At 72.0% G+C, this 19,957-nt stretch carries 13 protein-coding genes; 6 read left to right on the top strand and 7 right to left on the bottom strand.

Going from position 1 to position 19,957, the window contains the following annotated elements:
• The first annotated feature begins 90 nt into the window (after positions 1-90).
• The 3 genes from ilvD (at position 91) to ABUL08_RS17060 (ending at position 4,457) form a co-directional block, all read left to right on the top strand.
• Positions 91-1,938: a dihydroxy-acid dehydratase gene (gene ilvD / locus ABUL08_RS17050; RefSeq protein ID WP_350930897.1), complete on the top strand. Its 1,848-nt coding sequence runs from the start codon at positions 91-93 to the stop codon at positions 1,936-1,938.
• A 655-nt stretch (positions 1,939-2,593) separates the two neighbouring features.
• Positions 2,594-2,851: a hypothetical protein gene (locus ABUL08_RS17055; RefSeq protein WP_350930898.1), complete on the top strand. Its 258-nt coding sequence runs from the start codon at positions 2,594-2,596 to the stop codon at positions 2,849-2,851.
• Between the two features lie 247 nt (positions 2,852-3,098).
• The gene (locus tag ABUL08_RS17060; RefSeq protein WP_350930899.1) at positions 3,099-4,457 is read left to right on the top strand and encodes a stress response protein; all 1,359 of its coding nucleotides are present in this window, start codon (positions 3,099-3,101) and stop codon (positions 4,455-4,457) included.
• A gap of 69 nt (positions 4,458-4,526) precedes the next feature.
• Here the strand turns inward: ABUL08_RS17060 and ABUL08_RS17065 are convergent, their stop codons facing one another.
• The 5 genes from ABUL08_RS17065 to ABUL08_RS17085 form a co-directional block, all read right to left on the bottom strand.
• Positions 4,527-6,506 carry a cellulase family glycosylhydrolase gene (locus tag ABUL08_RS17065; RefSeq protein ID WP_350930901.1) on the bottom strand — a complete coding sequence of 660 codons (1,980 nt, stop codon included), beginning with the start codon at positions 6,504-6,506 and terminating at the stop codon, positions 4,527-4,529.
• Positions 6,503-8,959 carry a glycoside hydrolase family 2 protein gene (locus ABUL08_RS17070; RefSeq protein ID WP_350930902.1) on the bottom strand — a complete coding sequence of 819 codons (2,457 nt, stop codon included), beginning with the start codon at positions 8,957-8,959 and terminating at the stop codon, positions 6,503-6,505. The genes ABUL08_RS17065 and ABUL08_RS17070 overlap by 4 nt, the downstream gene beginning before the upstream one ends.
• On the bottom strand, positions 8,956-9,798 hold the full coding sequence (locus ABUL08_RS17075) for a carbohydrate ABC transporter permease (protein ID WP_377521781.1): 843 nt from the start codon (positions 9,796-9,798) through the stop codon (positions 8,956-8,958). Before ABUL08_RS17075 ends, ABUL08_RS17070 begins: the two co-directional genes overlap by 4 nt.
• A gap of 56 nt (positions 9,799-9,854) precedes the next feature.
• Entirely contained in the window at positions 9,855-10,868 is a 1,014-nt protein-coding gene (locus ABUL08_RS17080) for a carbohydrate ABC transporter permease (protein ID WP_350930904.1), read from the bottom strand.
• Positions 10,869-10,969: 101 nt separating this feature from the next.
• A complete protein-coding gene (locus tag ABUL08_RS17085) occupies positions 10,970-12,256 on the bottom strand; it encodes an ABC transporter substrate-binding protein (RefSeq protein WP_350930905.1) in 1,287 nt (428 codons plus the stop codon).
• A 385-nt stretch (positions 12,257-12,641) separates the two neighbouring features.
• Here ABUL08_RS17085 and ABUL08_RS17090 point away from each other — a divergent pair, with 385 nt between their 5' ends.
• The gene (locus ABUL08_RS17090; RefSeq protein ID WP_242797506.1) at positions 12,642-13,661 is read left to right on the top strand and encodes a LacI family DNA-binding transcriptional regulator; all 1,020 of its coding nucleotides are present in this window, start codon (positions 12,642-12,644) and stop codon (positions 13,659-13,661) included.
• Positions 13,662-13,691: 30 nt separating this feature from the next.
• Here the strand turns inward: ABUL08_RS17090 and ABUL08_RS17095 are convergent, their stop codons facing one another.
• Entirely contained in the window at positions 13,692-16,184 is a 2,493-nt protein-coding gene (locus ABUL08_RS17095; RefSeq protein WP_350930906.1) for a putative bifunctional diguanylate cyclase/phosphodiesterase, read from the bottom strand.
• Positions 16,185-16,447: 263 nt separating this feature from the next.
• Between ABUL08_RS17095 and ABUL08_RS17100 the strand changes: the two genes are divergently transcribed.
• The gene (locus ABUL08_RS17100) at positions 16,448-16,825 is read left to right on the top strand and encodes a PH domain-containing protein (protein ID WP_350930907.1); all 378 of its coding nucleotides are present in this window, start codon (positions 16,448-16,450) and stop codon (positions 16,823-16,825) included.
• Positions 16,826-16,987: 162 nt separating this feature from the next.
• Here the strand turns inward: ABUL08_RS17100 and ABUL08_RS17105 are convergent, their stop codons facing one another.
• Complete coding sequence (locus ABUL08_RS17105) at positions 16,988-17,914, bottom strand: 2-hydroxyacid dehydrogenase (RefSeq protein WP_350930908.1); 927 nt, start codon at positions 17,912-17,914, stop codon at positions 16,988-16,990.
• A gap of 219 nt (positions 17,915-18,133) precedes the next feature.
• Here ABUL08_RS17105 and ABUL08_RS17110 point away from each other — a divergent pair, with 219 nt between their 5' ends.
• Positions 18,134-19,912, top strand: a complete 1,779-nt coding sequence (locus tag ABUL08_RS17110) for a SpoIIE family protein phosphatase (RefSeq protein WP_350930909.1) — start codon at positions 18,134-18,136, stop codon at positions 19,910-19,912.
• Positions 19,913-19,957 lie beyond the last annotated feature (45 nt).

A 19,957-nucleotide genomic window follows, 5' to 3' on the forward strand; every position in this document is an offset into this window, starting at 1 on the left:
ACGCCTGCGGTGGGGGACCGGGTGTGCATCTGTTGGGACACGGCACGCACGGTCGAGGGCGCCGCCGACACCGGTGTCAGACTGGTAGCCATGCCTGAGCTGCGGTCGAAGACCTCCACGCACGGTCGGACGATGGCCGGCGCCCGGGCCCTCTGGCGGGCCACCGGGATGACCGACGACGACTTCGGTAAGCCGATCGTCGCCATCGCCAACAGTTTCACCCAGTTCGTCCCCGGCCACGTACACCTCAAGGACATGGGCGGCCTGGTCGCCGACGCGGTGGCCGAGGCCGGCGGCGTGGGCCGCGAGTTCAACACCATCGCGGTCGACGACGGCATCGCCATGGGCCACGGCGGCATGCTCTATTCGCTGCCCAGCCGGGAGCTGATCGCCGACGCGGTGGAATACATGGTCAACGCGCACTGCGCGGACGCCCTGGTCTGCATCTCCAACTGCGACAAGATCACCCCGGGCATGCTGCTGGCCGCGCTGCGGCTCAACATCCCCACCGTCTTCGTCTCCGGCGGCCCGATGGAGGCCGGCAAGACGGTGGCGATCGAGGGCGTCGTGCACTCCAAGATCGACCTGATCGACGCGATGATCGCCTCCTCCAACGAGGCCGTCACCGACGAGCAGCTCGGCGAGATCGAGCGCTCCGCCTGCCCCACCTGCGGCTCCTGCTCCGGCATGTTCACCGCCAACTCGATGAACTGCCTCACCGAGGCGATCGGCCTGGCCCTGCCGGGCAACGGCTCCACGCTGGCCACCCACGCGGCGCGCCGGTCGCTCTTCGTCGAGGCCGGCCGGACCGTCGTGGAGATCGCCAAGCGCTGGTACGACGGCGACGACGCCTCGGTGCTGCCCCGCGCGATCGCCGGCCGCTCCGCGTTCGAGAACGCGGTCGCCCTGGACGTGGCGATGGGCGGCTCGACCAACACGATCCTGCACCTGCTCGCCGCCGCCCGGGAGGCCGAGCTGGACTTCTCGGTCGCCGACATCGACGCGATCTCCCGCCGGGTGCCCTGCCTGGCCAAGGTCGCGCCGAACTCGCCGAACTACCACATGGAGGACGTGCACCGGGCCGGTGGCATCCCGGCCATCCTCGGTGAACTGGACCGCGCCGGCCTGCTGCACCGGGACGTGCACGCCGTGCACTCCCCCGGCCTCGCGCAGTGGCTCGCCGACTGGGACGTCCGGGGCGGCTCCGCCCGGCCCGAGGCGATCGAGCTGTTCCACGCCGCCCCCGGCGGGGTGCGTACCACCCAGCCCTTCTCCACCACCAACCGCTGGTCGACGCTGGACACCGACGCGGCCGGCGGCTGCGTGCGGGACCTTGAGCACGCCTACAGCGCCGACGGTGGGCTGGCCATCCTGCACGGCAACCTCGCCCCGGACGGCTGCGTGGTGAAGACCGCCGGCGTGCCCGAGGAGTGCCTGACCTTCCGCGGCCCGGCGAAGGTCTACGAGTCCCAGGACGACGCGGTGACGGCCATCCTGGCCAAGCAGGTCGTGGCGAGGGACGTGGTGGTCATCCGGTACGAGGGCCCGAAGGGCGGCCCCGGCATGCAGGAGATGCTCTATCCCACCTCGTTCCTGAAGGGGCGGGGACTGGGTCGCTCCTGCGCGCTGCTCACCGACGGCCGGTTCTCCGGCGGCACCTCGGGCCTCTCCATCGGGCACGTCTCCCCCGAGGCCGCCTCGGGCGGGCTGATCGCCCTGGTCCGGGAGGGCGACGAGATCGTCATCGACATCCCCAACCGCTCCATCGAGCTGAACGTGCCCGCCGACGAGCTCCAGGCCCGTCGGGTCGCCGAGGAGAAGCGCGACCGGCCGTACACCCCGACCGACCGGCAGCGCCCGGTGTCGGCGGCGCTGCGCGCGTACGCCTCGATGGCCACCTCGGCCAGCGACGGCGCCTACCGCCGCGTCCCGGAGTGAGCGGCAGGTCCCCGCTCGATGCATTTCACGCCGGCGGGGCCCGGCTCAACTCCTGTCGACGGGCCGGTCGGGTTCGATGAAGCGGACCGGTTCTGTCAGTCCGGCTGCCGCTCTCGCACAGTCGGGTGGCGTAATCATCGAAGCGCTGCGCGGAGTCGGCAATCTCACCGGCTCACGAGGACAGGACCACCAGGAGCAGCAAGAGGAGCAGCAACCCCCCGATGAAGAACCAGAGGCCACCGCCGTCGTCTCTCGCTGTCGTCGTTGTCGATCGCTGCCGGTAGTGCGGGCGCACCCATGTGCCGTCACTGCGCTGGTGACGGCGTACCCGCACGCGTGCGCCCTGAGGATCGAGAGAGGCGGAGCCTCTGCTGCGGCGATAGTGCGGGCGCACCCAGCGCCCATTCCGGTAGTGGCCTCTGACGTGATGCACCGAACACAGGTAGCAGCCAAAAGAGATCAGCAACAACGCCCAGCAAGATCATCGAACATGAATGTCCGACCAATGAATTTCATGCGCTCACGGGAATAAGACCAGCCATCAAGTTGCCGTGACCGCCCAGCCGAGCCGGTCCACGCCGACGCCACGAGACCCGGCCGCCTCCACGAGGGCGGCGGCTGGCGGGTCAATGACCGGGCCGGCGACATCCATCCCATGCACCGCACCCGAGTCCAGTCACTCGGCGGTCACCCCCCCATCATCCGGGCCAACAACCCTGCCAGGCGTTACTCACACCGGGCCGCCTGGTGGGCCGCGGGCCTGACCGCCGAGGGCGTCCGGACGCTGCCCGACGGTCCTCAGCGGGCCGCGATCGAGGCCAACACCGACCGTCGCGACGAGCCCGCGTACGCGGCGCTCAGCGAGGTCGAGCGGTGGGAGCTGCTCGCCGCCCCGGCCGCCCTGCCTGGCTAGCCGCACCCCTCATTGCCTCAGGCAACCGAAGAACGCAGTCAGCTATCTGACACGCTTCCCGCTTTGGATGAGAGATTGGCCGTTCTCAGGAGACTGGCCGACACTTCCGTCGACCGTTAAGCACCGGTCGTCCACACGAAGGCCCTGACGGCTAGTTGTTGATAGGCAAGCGTGTGGTCAGCCTGACCGAATTCAGCAGTAATAGGCAGGTAGCGTCTCGTAGACCACCGCTACAAGGAGTCGCTCAATGTCAGAGGAAACCTGGCTTGCCGCCCGCCTGATACCAACGTCCGGCATCAATGGAGCCGAAGAACAGGAGCGTCGGGCGACTTCCGCCCTGCTTGCGGTCATGAGCGCGGTCCGCGAGTTCGGTCGGGTGGTGACCCAGGCGGCAGGGGCACCCGCCGGCTCGGTGCAGACATTCATCGAAGTTCCGTTCAGGCTCGGCGGCCAGCAACTGTTCCCAGACGGATTGGTACGCGTGACTCGTGGCCAGCGTCAGTGGACTGCCCTCGTCGAGGTGAAGACTGGGAACAACACGCTGAAGACGGAGCAGCTTGAGGCGTATCTCGATATCGCCAGGGAGCAAGGATTTGACGCCCTCATCACCATCTCAAACGAGATCGCTCCTGTTGTGGGCCAGCACCCCACGCCGGTGGACCGACGCAAGCTCAAGAAGGTTTCTCTGTACCACCTACCGTGGACTGAGATCCTCACGCTGGCCGTCATGCAGAAGGAGTATCGGGGTGTGGCCGATCCGGATCAGGCATGGATTCTTGGCGAGTTGATTCGCTATCTGGAACATCCACGCTCGGGGGCCATGGAATTCAGCGACATGGGTGCCTCCTGGGTCCAAGTGAGAGACGCCGTTTCGACAGGCACCCTTCGTGCGACCGACAGCGGAGCGGCAGAGGTAGCCGGTCGCTTCGATGCCCTCATCCGGTACGCCTGCCTTCGGCTGGGCAGACGACTCGGCACTGAGGTGACGCCCGCGATGAGTCGACGCGACCTTGCAGATCCCGCCGCCCGAACTCAGTCGATGGTTGCCCAACTCGTCTCGACAGGCACCCTAACCAGCGGCATCAAGATTCCCGGTTCGGTCGGCTCCCTACACGTCACGGCTGACCTTCGCGCTGGGCAGGTCATCTGCCATGTCGACGTCGACGCACCTCGCACGGGGCGCCCGACTACACGCATCAACTGGCTTGTCCGGCAGCTCAAAGATGCACCGGAGACGACACGGGTGGAAGCGTTCGCCATGCATGCACGTGGTGGAGGAACTGCTGAACTACTTCGGAAGGTCCGAGAGGATCCATCCGTGCTCATCAGCGACCCTACCCGGGAGCTTCGCGCCTTCCGGGTGGCGAGATCCACCACCGCCGGCACCAAACGAGGGACGGGACGAGGGGCGTTCATCGACTCTGCACTCGATGCCGTTGATGGCTTCTACGAACAGATCATTCAGAACCTCAAGCCATGGATGCCGGCACCGCCGCGCCTGCGTACCCCTGATGACCTTCAGCCAACAGAGCCCGTAGCGGCAAGCCTGATCTCCACGGCGATCTCGTCCCAGGACAGCCCTGATCTCGGCAAGAACGAGCAGTAGGGCGGGATCGGTACTTAGCAAGCTGCGGCGGACGGGCGGCGGGGGTAACCGCCGCCCGTCCGCACGGAATCAGTCGGCGCGGAGGTTGTCCAGGTCGTGCGTGCCGGGGCTGACCCAGATCAGCACTCCGCGCACGTCGGCCAGGGCCGCCGCGTCGCAGGACATCTGGTTGAGCAGGTCCACCTCGACCGTGGTGGTGGTCCCCTGCCCGACCCAGCCGAACGTCGACTGGCACCAGCTGAAGCCGGAGCCGGTCTGCAGGGCGATCGCCGTCGAGCTGCCGGCGGTCACCGAGGTCCGCAGGTCGTACTTCAGGGTCGCCTTCGCCGACAGGTCGACCGGGGCCGGCAGGGTCACCCCGAACCAGCCGCCGCCGGTGGCCGCCACTTCGAGGCCGTGGCTGCCCTCGGTGGCGAAGGACGACGTCTGCGCGACCGTGCCGGCGTCGGTCTGCCAACTGCCCGGCGCCCAGCCCTCCACCCCGGTCTCCCAGGAGGCGAGCTGGATCGGGTCGCCCGGTGCGGGCTTCACGGTGACGGTCAGGTCGGCGGGGTTCGACACCCGACCGGCGGCGTCCCGGACGGTGTACCGCCCGGCCGCCTTGCCCTGGAACCCGTCGGCCGGGGTGAAGACCACCTCGCCTGCGGCGGTCAGCGCGAACGAGCCGCCGGCGGTGGCGAGGACGCGCTGCTGGCCGTACTCGACCGGGTCGAGGTCGATGGTCGACGGCCGGACCGGCCCGGCGTACGCGATGTCGTTGCTCGTCGGGGTGAGGGTGACCGGCGTGCCGGCCTGGGTGGTCGCGGTGTCGTGGTCGGCGACCGGCGGGCGCGGCCGGGGGCCGCGTCGGATGGCGTCCCCCGCGTTGGCCAGCGTGGTGCAGACCGGGCTCGGGCAGTAGACGGTGTAGCCGTCGTAGTCCGGGTAGAGGCTGCCGTCGTCCTGGACCCCGGAGAGGATCCAGTAGAGGAAGCCGGTGCCGCCGCTACGGATCACCGCGTCGGTCCACCGCTGGTAGACCGGGTTGCGGGTGGCCTTGTCGGCGAAGCCGAACTCACCGAGCATGACCGGCTTGCCGATCGCCGCCGCCTCCCGGCTGTGCCGCTCGATCCACGCGGTGCCCCAGTCGGCGTCCTTGCTCCACGCGTCGGGATAGAGGTGGTAGCCCATCAGGTCCACGGCCGGCAGCTTCGCCAGGGCGACCGAGTCGACGCCCTCGCCGCAGTTGACCGTCCACTCCTGCGCGGCCGGGTCGTCGCAGAAGAAGCCCTCGTCGCCGACGCCGACCAGATGGTGCCGGTCGACGGCCTTGACGTGCCGGCTCATCTCGTCGGCCCAGCCGGTGAGCGTGTCGGTGGTGCAGGTCGGCGAGGTGGGATAGACCCCGGAGCCCTTGCAGCGGGGCTCGTTCGCCAGCTCCCACGCCATCACCGTCGGGTCGTCCCGGTAGGCGACGCCGGTCAGCGGGTTGACCCGGTTCAGCAGGTGCGAGACCCAGTCCCGGTACCAGCCACGGATCACCGGGTCGGTGTAGAAGTCGTCGTGGTGGCCGCCACCGCGCCAGCGGACGTACTGGTCCATGCCGCCGAAGTCGCGCCAGTTGTTGGTCAGCGGGACGACCACCTTGATGCCGGCCCGGCGGGCCGCGTAGAGCACGTAGTCGAGGCGCTGCAACCCGTCCGGGCCGTCGTTGTACGCCGGCTTCGTGCCGTCCCAGTACTGGAAGTAGACGCCGTCGGACTTGCCGGAGACGGAGTTGCTGTCGTCGGCGTTGCCGATGTCGAGGAAGCCCCAGTGCCGCAGCACGGTGAACCGGGCGGCCTTCGCGTCGGCGAAGACGTCGTCGACCATCCGGTGCGACTTGTACTCCAGGTAGTAGTTGTTGGTGCCGGCGAACCGGAACGGCCTGCCGTCCAGGAAGAGCTGGTCCCCCTTGCGGACCACGAAGCCGCCGTCGTGCCGGGCGCCCGCCACGGCCGGGGTTGCCGCCCCGGTCGCGGCGAGCAGCCCGGCCAGGGCCAGCAGTACGCCGGCCAGCCGCCTTCTCATCGCGCCCCCTCCCGAATGTCGTTGACGCAGCGCAGGACGGGGCGAGTGGTGAGGGCGGTCGGGTCCAGCGGGCGGTCGGCGCGCACCGTGAAGCTGACCGACTCGCCCGGCAGCAGGGTGACCAGGGCCTGGTCGACCTGCGCCGACGGGTCCAGCCGGTCCGGGAAGAGGGCCAGGTCGCGCAGCACGCTCCGGGCGGTCACCCGGACCCGCTGGCCGCTGTCACCGGGCTCGACGGAGGCGTCCAGGTCGGCCGCCGGCCAGTCGATCTCGCGGTCCTCGGCGAAGAACCAGAGCGCCCGCTCCGCCGTGTCGCCGGCCTCGGCGACCAGCAGCTCCCGCCGGGCCTCGTCCGGCCGCGCCAGCTCCGCCGGCAGCGGCAGCACCACCGAGGAGTACGCCGGGACGTCCAGCTCGACCGAGGTCTTCGCCCTCGGCTCCCCGGTCAGCGTGAGCCGGGTGACCGTGGCCGGCCCGCGCCACGCCTCGCCGGTCTCGTTCACCGCCACCACGGCCAGCCCGCCGTCGCGCGGCTGCACGGTCAGCAGCCGGTCGGCGTACGCGCGGCGCAGCGCGTACCAGAGGGGCTTGCGGCGACCGTCCCCGTCGACCGCCGCCCAGGAGGTGACCGGCCAGCAGTCGTTGAGCTGCCAGACGATGGTCCCCATGCAGACCGGCCGGTGGGACCGGAAGTGCTCCACCCCGAGCTGGATGGCGCGGGCCTGGTTGAGCTGGGTCAGGTAGTGCCAGTCGTCGAAGTCGGCGGGCACCGGCAGGTGCGCGTCCAGCCCCCGCTGGAGCTTCAGGTCCCCGTCGATCGCCTTCTGGTGGTGCGCCATTCCGGGCGAGTCGTGCGCCAGCGGCTCGTCGGAGATCGACCGGCGCAGCGTCGCGTACGTGGGGGGCGCCTGGTAGCCGAACTCGGCGACGAAGCGGGGCACGTACTCGCGGTACTTGGTGTAGTCGTCGTCGTTCCAGACGTCCCAGATGTGCATGGTGCCGTGCGCCGGGTCGTTCGGGTGCAGGTCCTCGCTGCCCGACCAGGGGCTGCCCGGCCAGTACGGGCGGGACGGGTCCAGCTCGCCGACGATCGCCGGCAGCAGCTCCAGGTAGTAGCCACGCCCCCAGGTCCGGCCGGCGAGCGGCTCCTGCCAGTCCCAGTCGTGCCAGCCCCAGATGTTCTCGTTGTTGCCCGTCCAGAGCACCAGCGACGGGTGCGCGGCCAGCCGGGTGACCTGCTCGCGCGCCTCCGCCTCGATCTCCGAGCGGAACGGCTCCTCCTCCGGGTACGCGGCGCAGGCGAAGAGGAAGTCCTGCTGCACCAGGAGCCCGGCCTCGTCGGCCAGCTCGTAGAAGTCGTCCGACTCGTACCGGCCGCCGCCCCAGATCCGGAGCAGGTTGATGTTGGCGTCGGCGGCCTGGCGGAAGCGCTGCGCCAGCCGGTCACGGGTGACCCGGTTGGGGAAGGCGTCGTCGGGGATCCAGTTGATGCCCTTGACGAAGACCGGCACGTCGTTGACGTGCAGGACGAAGGCGGAGCCGTGCGCGTCGGGGGCGGTGTCGAGGCGTACCGAGCGGAAACCGACCCGGCGGGACCAGGCGTCCAGGGTACGGCCGTCCGCCGCGCAGAGGGTCACGTCGAGCTGGTGCAGGGCCTGCTCGCCGTACCCCCGGGGCCACCAGCGCTCGGGGTCGCGGACGGTCAGGGTCAGCACGGCCGTGCGCTCCCCCGCCGGCACGGTGACCTCGCCGGTGGCGCCGGCGACGGTGGCGCGCAGGGTGACCGGCGTCTCGGCCGCCCGCTCGACCTCGACGTGCAGCTCCACCGTCCCGGTGTCGCCGTCGACGGTGACCAGCGGCCGGACCGTGGCGAGCCGGGCGGTGGACCAGGCGTGCAGCCCGATCTCCTGCCAGATGCCGGCGGTCACCACCGTCGGTCCCCAGTCCCAGCCGAAGTTGCAGGCCACCTTGCGGATGAAGTGGAACGGCTCCGGATAGGCGTTCGGCCGGTCGCCCAGCCGGTCCCGGTGCGCCTCCGCATAGCGGTACGCCGAGTCGAAGCGCACGGTCAGCGTGTTCGCGCCGGGGTGCAGCAGCGGGCCCACGTCGAAGCGGTACCCGCGGTGCTGGTTCTCGGTGCGGCCGACCTCGGTGCCGTTGAGGGTGACCGTGGCGACCGTGTCCAGCCCGGCGCAGACCAGGTCCACCCGGTCGTCGTCGCCGGGCTGCCAGGCGAAGGTGGTCTCGTAGACCCAGTCGGTGCGCCCGATCCAGGCCAGCCGGGTCTCGTTGTCGTCGAGGTAGGGGTCGGCGATGAGGTCGGCGGCGAGCAGGTCGGTGTGCACACAGCCGGGTACGGTGGCCGGCACCGCCCGGTCGGCGATCTCCGGCGGCACCTGCGGACCGGGGACGGCCCGCAGCACCCAGCCCTCGTGCAACGCGTGCTGGCTCACGACTTCACCGCGCCTTCCATGATTCCGCGGACGATCTGGCGTCCACCGATGAACAGCATCACCAGCAACGGCACGGTGGCGACGAACGCGCCCGCCAGTACCCGCCGGTAGATCACGTAGTTGCCGCTGGCCAGGTCGGAGACCGCCACCATCGAGGTCGGGAAGTCGGTGCCGCTCAGCGTGATCAGCGGCCACTGGAAGTCGTTCCAGGTGGCCACGAAGGTGAGCAGGCCGAGCACGGCCATGGCCGGGCGGATCGCCGGCAGCACGATGTTGGCGTACACCCGCATGGTGGAGGCGCCGTCCATCCGGGCCGACTCGACCAGCTCGTCCGGGACGGTGTTGACGATGAACTGCCGCATGTAGAACACGCCGAACGCGGTGACCAGGCCGGGGGCGATGACCGCGAGCAGGGTGCCGTTCCAGCCGAGCTTGCTCATCACGATGTAGAGCGCCACGATGCCGAGCTGGTTGGGCACGGTGAGGGTGAGCACCACGACGAGCATCAGCGCCCGGCTGCCCTTGAAGCGCAGCTTGGCGAAGGCGAAGCCGGCCAGCGAGCAGAAGAAGAGCACCGAGGCGGTCACCACGGTGGAGACGATGACGCTGTTGACCAGGGAGGCGGCGAAGTAGACGTCCTGGAGGGAGAAGACCTCGTTGATGTTGACCATGAACTGGTTGCCGGGGATCACCGCCGGCGGCAGCTTGGCCAGCGCCTGGTCGTCGCTGGTGGCGATGACGAACATCCAGTACAGCGGGAACGCGGCCAGGAGGAACGTCACCGACAGCAGCAGATAGGTCCAGAGGCCGGCGGGGGTGTCCTGCGGTGCCCGTCCCATCAGCGTCGGCCGCTTCCGCTTGCCCGCGACGGCGGGACGCGGGGGTGCCACGGCGGTCATTTGCGCCCTCCGGCCAGTCGGTTCGTCAGCAGGGTGTTGAGGCCGGCGATGATCAGGGTGATCACGAACAGGGCCCAGGACATCGCCGCGGCGTAGCCGAGGTTGAGGTCCTTCCAGCCGACCTTGTAGATGAGCTGGCCGATGGTCTGCCACTCGCCGTTCGGTCCGCCGGTGGCGGCCTGCGAGTTGAGGTCGAAGAGCATCGGCTCGGTGAAGAGCTGGAGTCCACCGATGGTGGAGAGCACCACGGTGAAGACGATGATCGGCTGGATCAACGGCACGGTGATCCGCCAGAGCTGCTTCCACGGGCCGGCGCCGTCGATCGCGGCGGCCTCGTAGACGTCCTTGGAGATGGACTGCATCGCGGCCAGGTAGAGCAGCGCGTTGTAGCCGATCCACTTCCAGTTGACCATGGTGGCGATGGCGATCCAGGCGTGCGGCTTGTCGGCCCGCCAGTCGATCGGGGTGTCCCCGCCGCCCAGGCCGAAGAGGCCGAGCACCCAGTTCGCCATGCCGAAGTCGCGGGAGAAGAAGACGCTGAAGACCATCGTCGAGGCGACGATCGGGGTCACGTACGGCAGCAGGATGCCCACCCGCCACCAGGTCTGCGCCCGCAGCTTGCGGTTGAGCAGCGAGGCGACCACCAGCGCGAGCAGCAGCTGCGGCACCGTGGAGAGCAGGAAGATGCCGAAGGTGTTGTAGAGGGCGTTCCAGAAGTCCTCGTCACCGAGGAGCTTGCTGAAGTTCTCCACGCCGGCCCAGTACGGCAGCGTCGGGTCGTCGAGCCGGTAGTTGCGCAGCGACACCACGCCGTTGAACAGCAGCGGGAACAGCCCGAAGGCGAGGAAGATCAGGAAGAACGGGGCGATCATCAGGTACGGCATGTAGCGCATGTCGAAGCGGTACAGCCGGTTGCGCCAGGTGAGCCGCCGGTCGTCGCCCCCGGAGCGGCCGCGCTCCGGCGCGGCTCGGTGGCTCGACGGCGCGGGTGCGGCACGGGTGGTGGACATAGGACACTCCAGGGCCGGTGAGGTGACGGGGTGGGAACTCGGCGACGCCCGGGCGGTGGCGGGGCGGGCCGGGGCCCACCCCGCCACCGGTCACCGGTGCGTCAGGACTTGCTGGCCTTGTCGGCCTCCTTGACCGCCTCCGCCCACGCGGCGTCCGGCTTCAGGGTCTTGTTCTGTACGCGGATGATGACGTTCTCGACCGCCACCCGGGTCGGGCCGTTCTTCTTGCCCAGGTACTGCGGGGTGAGGCCCTGCGCCATCTTCGGGAAGATCTGCCCGACCGGCGCGTTGTTGAAGAACGGGTTCTTGAAGTCGGCGATCGCCGGGTCGGCGTAGAGCGCCGGCTGCGACGGCAGGTTGCCGACCTTCTTGAAGATCTCGATCTGCTGCTCCGGCTGGACCAGCCACTCCAGCAGCTTGTACGCCTCGTCGACGTGCTTGCCCTGCTTGGGGATGGTCAGGAACGAGCCGCCCCAGTTGCCGCCGCCACCGGGGACCGCGGCGATGTCCCACTTGCCCTGGGTGCCGGGGGCGGTGTCCTTGATGTGGCCGAGCATCCACGCCGGGCAGGCCAGCACGGCGAAGGAGCCGCTGGTGAAGCCCTTGTCCCAGTCGGCCTGGAAGCTGGCCAGGTTGGCCGAGAGACCGGCCTGGACGGCCTTGACGGTGTAGTCGAAGGCCACCTTCGGGCCGCCGTCCATCTGGAGCTGGTCCTGCTCGTTGTAGAAGCCGACCGGCTGCTGCCCGAGGATCGGGTTGAACAGGTTGGTGCCCGAGTCGATGAACTTCTTGTTGGTCTTGCTGGTGTACTGCTGGCCGACCTCGATGAACTTGTCCCAGGTGGGCCAGAGCGCGGAGACCTGGTCGCGCTCGGTGGGCAGTCCGGCGGCCTTGAACAGGTCGCTCCGGTAGCACATGGCCAGGCCACCGACGTCGGTGCCGAGGCCGATCTGGGTCTTGCCGTCCGGGGTGAGCGACTGCTTCCACTTCCAGGGCAGGTACTTGCTCTCGTACTTGCCGGCGCCCTTGTCGAGCAGGTTGACGAACTTGTCGGACTGACCACGGAACTGGACCATGAAGCCCTCGTCGATCGCCGCGATGTCCGGGGCGCCGGAGCCGGCGATCAGCTTCTTCTGCAGGTCCTCGTGCTGGGCGTTGTACTCGCCCGAGTTCAGCTGGATCTTGACGTTCGGGTGGTCGGCCTCGTACTTGGTCTTGAGGTCCTGGAGGCCGAAGTCGCCCCAGAAGTTGATCTTCAACGTGACCGGCCCACCGGCCGAGTCGGAGCTGCCGCTGTTGCCGCTGTTGCCGCTGCACGCAGCGACCATGACCAGGCTGACGGCACCGATCGCCGTCGCCCGGGCCCAGTGGAACCAGGACCGTCTCATGTCATCCTCCGCGCCAAATGGGAACGCTCCCGAGATCGAGAGACGTTGACTGAACCGGATAAGTGAGGCCACCGTACGGGGCCGTCTTAGCACTGTCAACGGGCGGTTAACGCCGTGGCCGACCCGTAACCATCCCGTGTTCGTGGGAGCGCGCTCATGCGTGGTGAAGCGCTCTCCGGCGCAATTTCGGGCCCGTCCGGGGTGGCGGAGAACGGTGGGTCAGGCCGTACGCTTAACCGCGCAAGTGCCGGGCTGTGCGGTTCAGCCCGGGGACGCGCCGCGCGCACCCCGCCGGCCGGACCCCTTGCAGTAGCGTGACGTCCGCCGGACACCCCGGCGGACGAACAACCCGCCCCGAGGGGCCGGACAGTGGAGGAGCGCGCCGGTGAAGCGGCCGACCATCGCCGATGTCGCCCGGCGGGCCGGGGTCTCCAAGGGCGCGGTGTCGTACGCGCTGAACGGACAGCCCGGCGTCTCCGACGCGACCCGACAGCGCATCCTGGCGATCGCCGCCGAGATCGGCTTCAGCCCCAGCAGCGCCGCCCGGGCGCTCTCCGGCGCCACCGCCAAGGCGGTCGGCCTGGCGCTGTGCCGGCCGGCCCGGATACTGGGCATCGAGCCGTTCTTCATGGAGCTGATCAGCGGCGTCGAGGCCGAACTCTCCGCCCGCTCGTACGCGCTCACCCTCCAGGTGGTGGCCGACCAGGACGCCGAGATCGCGGTCTACCGGCGCTGGTGGGCCGAACGGCGGGTCGACGGCGTCTTCCTCTGCGACCTGCGTACCGACGACCGGCGGGTGCCCGCCCTGGAGGAGCTGCAACTGCCCGCCGTGGTGATCGGGGGCCCCGGCCACACCGGCACGCTGGCCAGCGTCTGGTCCGACGACGCCGCCGCCCTGGTCGAGACCGTGGAATACCTGGTCGCGCTCGGCCACCGCCGGATCGCCCGGGTGGGCGGCCTGCCCTCGCTGCTGCACACCGAGATCCGCAGCGACGCGTTCACCGACGTGTGCCGGCGGCTCGGCCTGGACGAGGCGACGACCGTCTGGTCGGACTACACCGGCGAGGAGGGCGCCCGGGCCACCCGTCGCCTGCTCAGCTCCGCGCAACGGCCGACCGCGGTGATCTACGACAACGACGTGATGGCGATCGCCGGGCTCTCCGTGGCGCAGGAGATGGGGCTCGCGGTCCCCGGCGACCTCTCCATCGTCGCCTGGGACGACTCCCCGCTCTGCCAGCTGGTGCATCCGCCGCTGACCGCGCTGGGCCGGGACATCCCGGCGTACGGCGCCCACGCCGCCCGGCAGCTCCTCGCGGTGATCGCCGGCGAGCCGGTGACCGGGCTCCAGGACGAGACCGCGCACCTCACCCCGCGCGGCAGCACCGCACCGCCCCGAGTCAGGTGAACCGGTTCAGCAATCACTGAACGACCGGGTTCAGCGGGAGGCCGACGGGAACTCCTCGAACCAGGCCTCCACCCGCTCGGCGGTCGCCGGCCGGGCCAGCGCGAAGCCCTGGCCGTAGCGGCACCCGGCACGACGCGCCCCGGCGACCTGGGCGTCGGACTCCAGCCCCTCCACCACCACGTCCAGCCCCAGCCGGTCACCCAGGTTCACCACCACGTCGATCAGCGGACGGTGCCCGTCGCCGGTCGCCCCGACCAGGTGCGGACCGACCTTCAACAGGTCGATCGGGAGCCGACGGAGCTGGGCGAGGGAGGCGTGCTCGGCCCGGAAGTCGTCCAGCGCGGTGCGGACCCCCAACGAGCGCAGCCCGGCCAGCCGGGCCACCACGGTGGGCAGTTCGGCGGCCACCGCCGGCTCGGCCACCTCCACCACCAACCGGTCCGCCGGCACCCCGTACGCGGCGAGCGCGGTCGCGGTGGACGGCACGAAGTCCGGCGCGGTCAGCTCCCCCGGCGTGACGTTCACCGACATCCAGAGCCGACGGCCCCCCTCCGACCAGTCGGCGAGCTGCCGGCAGGCCCGGTCCAGCACCCAGCGGCCCACCTCACCCACCAGGCCCAGATCCTCCGCCACCGGCAGCAGCTCCGCCGGCAGCACGGTGCCCAGCGCGGGGCTGCGCCAGCGCAGCAGCGCCTCGGTGCCCACCGGCTGCCGGTCGGCCAGGGCGAGCACCGGCTGATAGACCAGGTCCAGCTCACCCCGGTCCACCGCGCCGGGCAGCTCCCGTTCCAGGTCGAGCCGGCGGACCAGCTGCTCCTCCAGATAGGCGTCGTACCACTCGACCCGGTCCCGGCCCAGCTGCACCGCCCGGCGGCGGGCCAGGTCGGCCTGGCGCAGCACGTCCTGCGGATCACCGGCGGCGGTCTCGGCGAGCCCGATGCTGGCCCGCAACACGACCGCCCCGCCCGGCACCGGGCACGGCTCGGTCAGCGCGGCCAGCACCCGGGTGCCCAACCCGTACGCGAGCACCGGACCCGTCGCGGTGAGCACCGCGAACTCGCTGCCGGCCAGCCGTACCGCCAGGTCGCCGGGGCCGCAGCCGGCACGCAGCCGCCGGGCCACCTCGACCAGCACCCGGTCGCCGACGAGGTGCCCGTACCCCTCGTTGACGGCGCCGAGCCCGTGCACGTCGACGACGAGCAGCGCGCCCCGCGGCGACCCCGGGCCCCGGCCGGCCAGCTCGCGCAGGAGTTCCGCCCGGTTGGCCAGCCCGGTGAGCTGGTCGGTGGCGGCGAGCCGGCGCACCGTACGGGCCAGCCGGTCCCGTTCGTCGGCGTCCCGGACGAGGTCCCGCAGCCGGGCCTCGTGCGCGGCGAGCCGGTCCGCCTGACGGCGCTGGTCGACGACGGTGAGCAGTTCCCGCAGCACCATCGGCGGGATCACCGCCAGGCCGAGCGCGACGGCGGGCGCGGTGAACTCCCCCAGCCACCAGAGGTGGCCGGCGGCGGCGAGTGCGGCCACCCCGGCCGGGGCGGTCACCCGGGGCCAGGCGGCCGCCGGACCGCCGGGGCGGGGCGGGTCGCCGGCCGCCGTGCGACGGGCGCCCGCGGCGGTGAGCAGCGCCCCCGCGAGCAGCGGCGGCACCACGACCAGGGTGGCCCGGTCCGGGGCCCGGTAGGCGAGCAGCACCACCAGCACGGCGAGGCCGGAGAGGGCCGCGGCCGCGCCGGTCAGGCAGAGCGCGGCGCCGGGGCGGCGGCGCCGGTCGGCGAGCGCGGCCACCACCAGCACCGCCAGCCCGACCGCGCCGGCGACGCTCGCCACCCGCGCCGCCACCGGCACCGCGCCGGCCGGCAGCAGCACCGCACCGGCGAAGGTCAGGCTGACGCCGAGGCCGACGACGTCGACGACGCGGCGGAGCCGTTCCGGGCCGGGCAGCCGGGACCGACCGGGCAGCCCGAGCAGCCCCGCCGCGTGCAGCAGCATGACCACGGTGAGCCCGCCGAGGGCCACCGGCAACCGCTGCGCCGGGCCGGTCAGCGGCAGCACGGCCACGGTGAGGCCGGTCATCAGCACGGCGGCGTCGAGGAGCGCAACCACCCGGCGGGGCAGCGCGGCCCGTCGGGCGGTCGGCGCCGGTGTCAGGGGTGGACGTGGCGACGTCGACCGAGCGGACACCCCGGACGGACCCGCCCCCGCAGCCGGACCGGACGCCGGGGGCAGGCCGGACGCCGGGGGAAGGCCGGACGCCGGGGGAAGGCCGGGAGCCGCAGGCGGACCTGCGGCCGGGGACGGACCGGGTGCGGGCCGTCGGCCGGGTGCGGGCGGCCGGGCACCGGCCAGCCAGGAGAGTCGGACACAGGCCAGGGCGCAGCCGGCGGCGACGGCGAGCGCGACGGCGGCGGACGGCGGGACCAGGCCGACGAGACCGGCGAGGACGACGTGGGCACCGACCGCGAGCACGACCAGGTCGGGAACGGGCGGGCGGCGGCGCGGAGCGCCGGAGGGGTACGCGACGGGCACGGCGGTCGCCTTCGTGAGGGGGCACGGGGCGGTGCGGTTGCGGAACGACGTGCGGGGTCGAACGGGTCGGGGACTGGGCTGACGACGGAGACGGCGACGGATCGGCCCACCGGGCCGGAGACACGGCGCGACCACGCCTCCCAACGACTCATCTGCGACGCGGTGACGGCCAACTCCGGGTGACCCCGATCACAGGAGTCGCCCCGGTCACCGCGCCGCCGCCCGACCGCCACGGAGACCCAGCGGGGTGCGATCATCGGGGGGTGAACCGCGCCGACACCGTCAGCTTCCGGCACAACCAGGCGATCCTGGTCGCCGCGATCGTCGCGTTCATCGGGGCGCTGCCGCTCGCCACCGCCCGCTGGTGGCTCTTCTGGGTGCTGCTGATCCCGCTGGGCATCGCGGTCTGGGCGTGGCGCTCCGGCACCGACGTCGACGCCCGGGAGCTGCGACTGCGGGCCCTCGCCGGTGGACGTCGGATCCCCTGGGCCCGGGTCACCGAGCTGGTCACCGACCCCCGGGGCCGGGTGACCGCCCGGCTGGACGACGGCCAGCAGGTGCTCCTGCCCGCCGTCCGGGCCGCCGACCTGCCCCGCCTGGTCGCCGCGACCGGCCAGGAACTGCCCGACCCGAGCCGCTGACGGCCGGGAACTGCCCGGTCCGAGCCGCTGACGGCCGGGAACCGACCGACCCGCGCCGCCGACGGCCGGGAACTGCCCGACCCGCACCGCCGACGGTCGGGACCGGCCGACCCGAGCCATTGACCGCCGGGACCGGCCGACCCGCGCCGCTGACCGGACGGGTCAGTAGCCGTCCACCACCGTGTTCGTCAGCGGCTCACCCGCGACGAACCGGCGCAGCTGCTCCCCCACCAGGCGGTAGGCGCGCGGCAGCAGGCCGCGTACCGAGCCGGCGACGTGCGGGGTGAGCAGCACGTTCTCCAGCCCCCAGAGGGGATGGTCGGCGGGCAGCGGCTCGGGGTCGGTGACGTCCAGGGCGGCCCGGAGCCGACCGGTGGAGAGTTCGGCGACCAGCGCAGAGGTGTCGGCGACCGGGCCCCGGGCGGCGTTCACCAGCAGCGCCCCGTCCGGCATCGCCGCGAGGAACGCGGCGTCGACCAGCCCGCGGGTCCGCCCGGTCAGCGGCACCAGGAGCACCACCACGTCCGCCTCCGGCAGGAGGGCGGGCAGCTCGTCCACACCGTGCACGCCCTCGGCCGGGCGGGCCGTCCGGGCCACCAGGGTGAAGGTCACCTCGAACGGGGCCAGCCGCGCCCGTACCGCCGCGCCGATCGAGCCCGCCCCGACGATCAGCACCCGCTTGCCGGCCAGCTCGTCGGTCGGGGCCACCTCGTCGAACGCCCACTCCCGCCGGGCCTGCGCGCGGGCCAGCGGGGCGAAGCCGCGCAGCTGGGCGAGGATCGCCGTGACCACCCACTCGGCGGTGGACGAGTCGTGCACACCCCGCGCGTCGCAGAGCGTCACGCCGGCCGGGACCCGACCCGCCCAGGCGTCCGCCCCCGCGGAGAGCAGCTGCACCACCCGGAGGTCGGGCAGCTCGCTCAGCAACCCGGTGGTGCCGGACCCGGCGAGGAAGGGCGGCACCCAGAACCGCACACCCACCGGCGACGAGGGCAGCCGGGCCGGGTCCGCCAGCAGTTCCACGGTGACGCCCGGGGGCAGCTCGCCGAGGAGGGACCGGCCGTCGGGGTGCGGAATCCATACCTTCACGACCGCCGACCATAGCCCCCGGTACGGTGCAGGGTCGGGACGGCGTCCGAACGGGTACACCGGCCACCGACCACCGACGTGACCGGGACGACGCCGGTTCCGACGGGGCGATCCCGGCCGCGGCCGGGTATAACGGATGATCGGGGCGTCGGCCGGCGTTCCATCGGGGAGACAGGGTGGTCGATGACCGAGGCAACGCCGGAACGTCCCGCTGTGCCCATGGCGGCACTGACGGACCCCGAGCGGCTTCGGGCACTCACCGAGACCCGGCTGGACGCCGCGCCGGACGAGGCCTTCGACCGCTTCGCCCGGCTCGTCAGCGACCTGCTCGACGTTCCCGTCGCGCTGGTCTCCCTGGTCACCGCCGAGCGGCAGTTCTTCCCCGGCGCGGTGGGCCTGCCGGAGCCGTGGGCCGCCCGCCGCGAGACCCCGCTGAGCCACTCGTTCTGCCAGCACGTCGTCGACATCGAGGTGCCGATGGTGCTGCCGGACGCCCGGCTCTATCCCCGGGTCCGCCGCAACCTGGCCATCGAGGACCTCGGCGTCATCGCGTACGCCGGCATCCCCCTCACCGACCTGGACGGGCGGGTCCTCGGCTCGCTCTGCGCGATCGACAGCAAGCCCCGCGCCTGGACCGCCGAGCAGCTGCGCACCCTCGCCGACCTGGCCGCCGCCTGCTCGTCGGAGCTGCGGCTGCGGATCGCGCTGGAGGGCGCGGAGGAGGCCCGTCGCCGGGCCGAGGAGGCACACGACCGGCTGGCCATGCTGGCCGGGATGAGCGAGACCCTGACCGGCACGCTGGACATCGCCACCGCCGTCGACCGGCTCGGGCACGCCATGGTGCCGCTGCTGGCCGACTGGTGCCTGATCACCCTGGTCGACCCGGCCGGCACGCCGCGTACGGTCTCGGCGGTGCACCGCGACCCGGATCTGGCCGCCGAGACGGCCCGCTTCGCCGAGCTGATGATCACCGGCCTCGGCCCCGAGTCGATCACCCGGGCGGTGCTGCGCACCGGCCGACCGGTGCTGCGCAACCCCGGCGGCCTCGTCGACGTGGTACGCGGCACCACCCACCCGGAGATGCCGCCGCTCGCCGAGCGGCTCGGCTTCGCGTCCCACCTCAGCGTGCCGATCACGGCGGCCGGCGGCCGGAGCGTCACCATCGGCTGCATCACGCTGGTCAACAGCGGCCGGCGCCGTCCCTTCGACGACGGTGACCTGCACACCGCACTGGACATCGGCCGCCGCGCCGGCCAGGCGGTCGGCAACAGCTGGATGTACAGCGAGCAGCGGCACGTCGCCGAGGTGCTCCAGCACAGCATGCTGCCGTTGCTGCCCGACAGCACCGACGTCGAGCTGGCCGCCCGCTACCTGCCCGCCGCCGACCGGGTCGAGGTCGGCGGCGACTGGTACGACGCCTTCGTCCAGCCCGACGGTGACCTGATCGCCGCCATCGGCGACGTGGCCGGCCACGACATCGAGGCGGCGGCCACCATGGGCCAGCTGCGCAACCTGGTGCGGGGCAACGCGTACGGGCGGACGGACGCGGTCGGCGACCTGCTCACCCATCTGGACGACGCGATCCGGGGGCTGCGCATCGGCACCGTGGCCACCGCCGTGCTGACCCGGGTCCGCCGGAACGCCACGGGCGGGCTCACGGTGAGCTGGTGCAACGCCGGGCATCCGCCGCCGCTGGTGGTCCGCGCCGACGACAAGGTGGAGGTGCTCGACGCGCACCGGGAGCCGCTGCTCGGCCTCGCCCGCCCGATCAGTCGGGCCACCCGGGAGCTGACCCTCGCCCGGGGCGACACGCTGCTGCTCTACACCGACGGGCTGACCGAGCGCCGCGACCGCACCATCGACGAGGGCACCGCCGAGCTGCTCGACCGGCTCGCCGGCACCGCGGCGCTCCCGCTCGGCGAGCTGTGTGACCGGCTGCTCGCCGCCGCGCACGCCCGCGAGGACGACGTCGCCCTGCTGGTGCTGCGGGCACGCTGACGCCGACCGGCACCACGGATCCGTCGCGCCCGGACGGGCGGCCCC

Origin of the sequence: Micromonospora sp. CCTCC AA 2012012 (assembly GCF_040499845.1) — a bacterium.
In the GTDB taxonomy this organism is placed as follows: domain Bacteria; phylum Actinomycetota; class Actinomycetes; order Mycobacteriales; family Micromonosporaceae; genus Micromonospora; species Micromonospora mangrovi.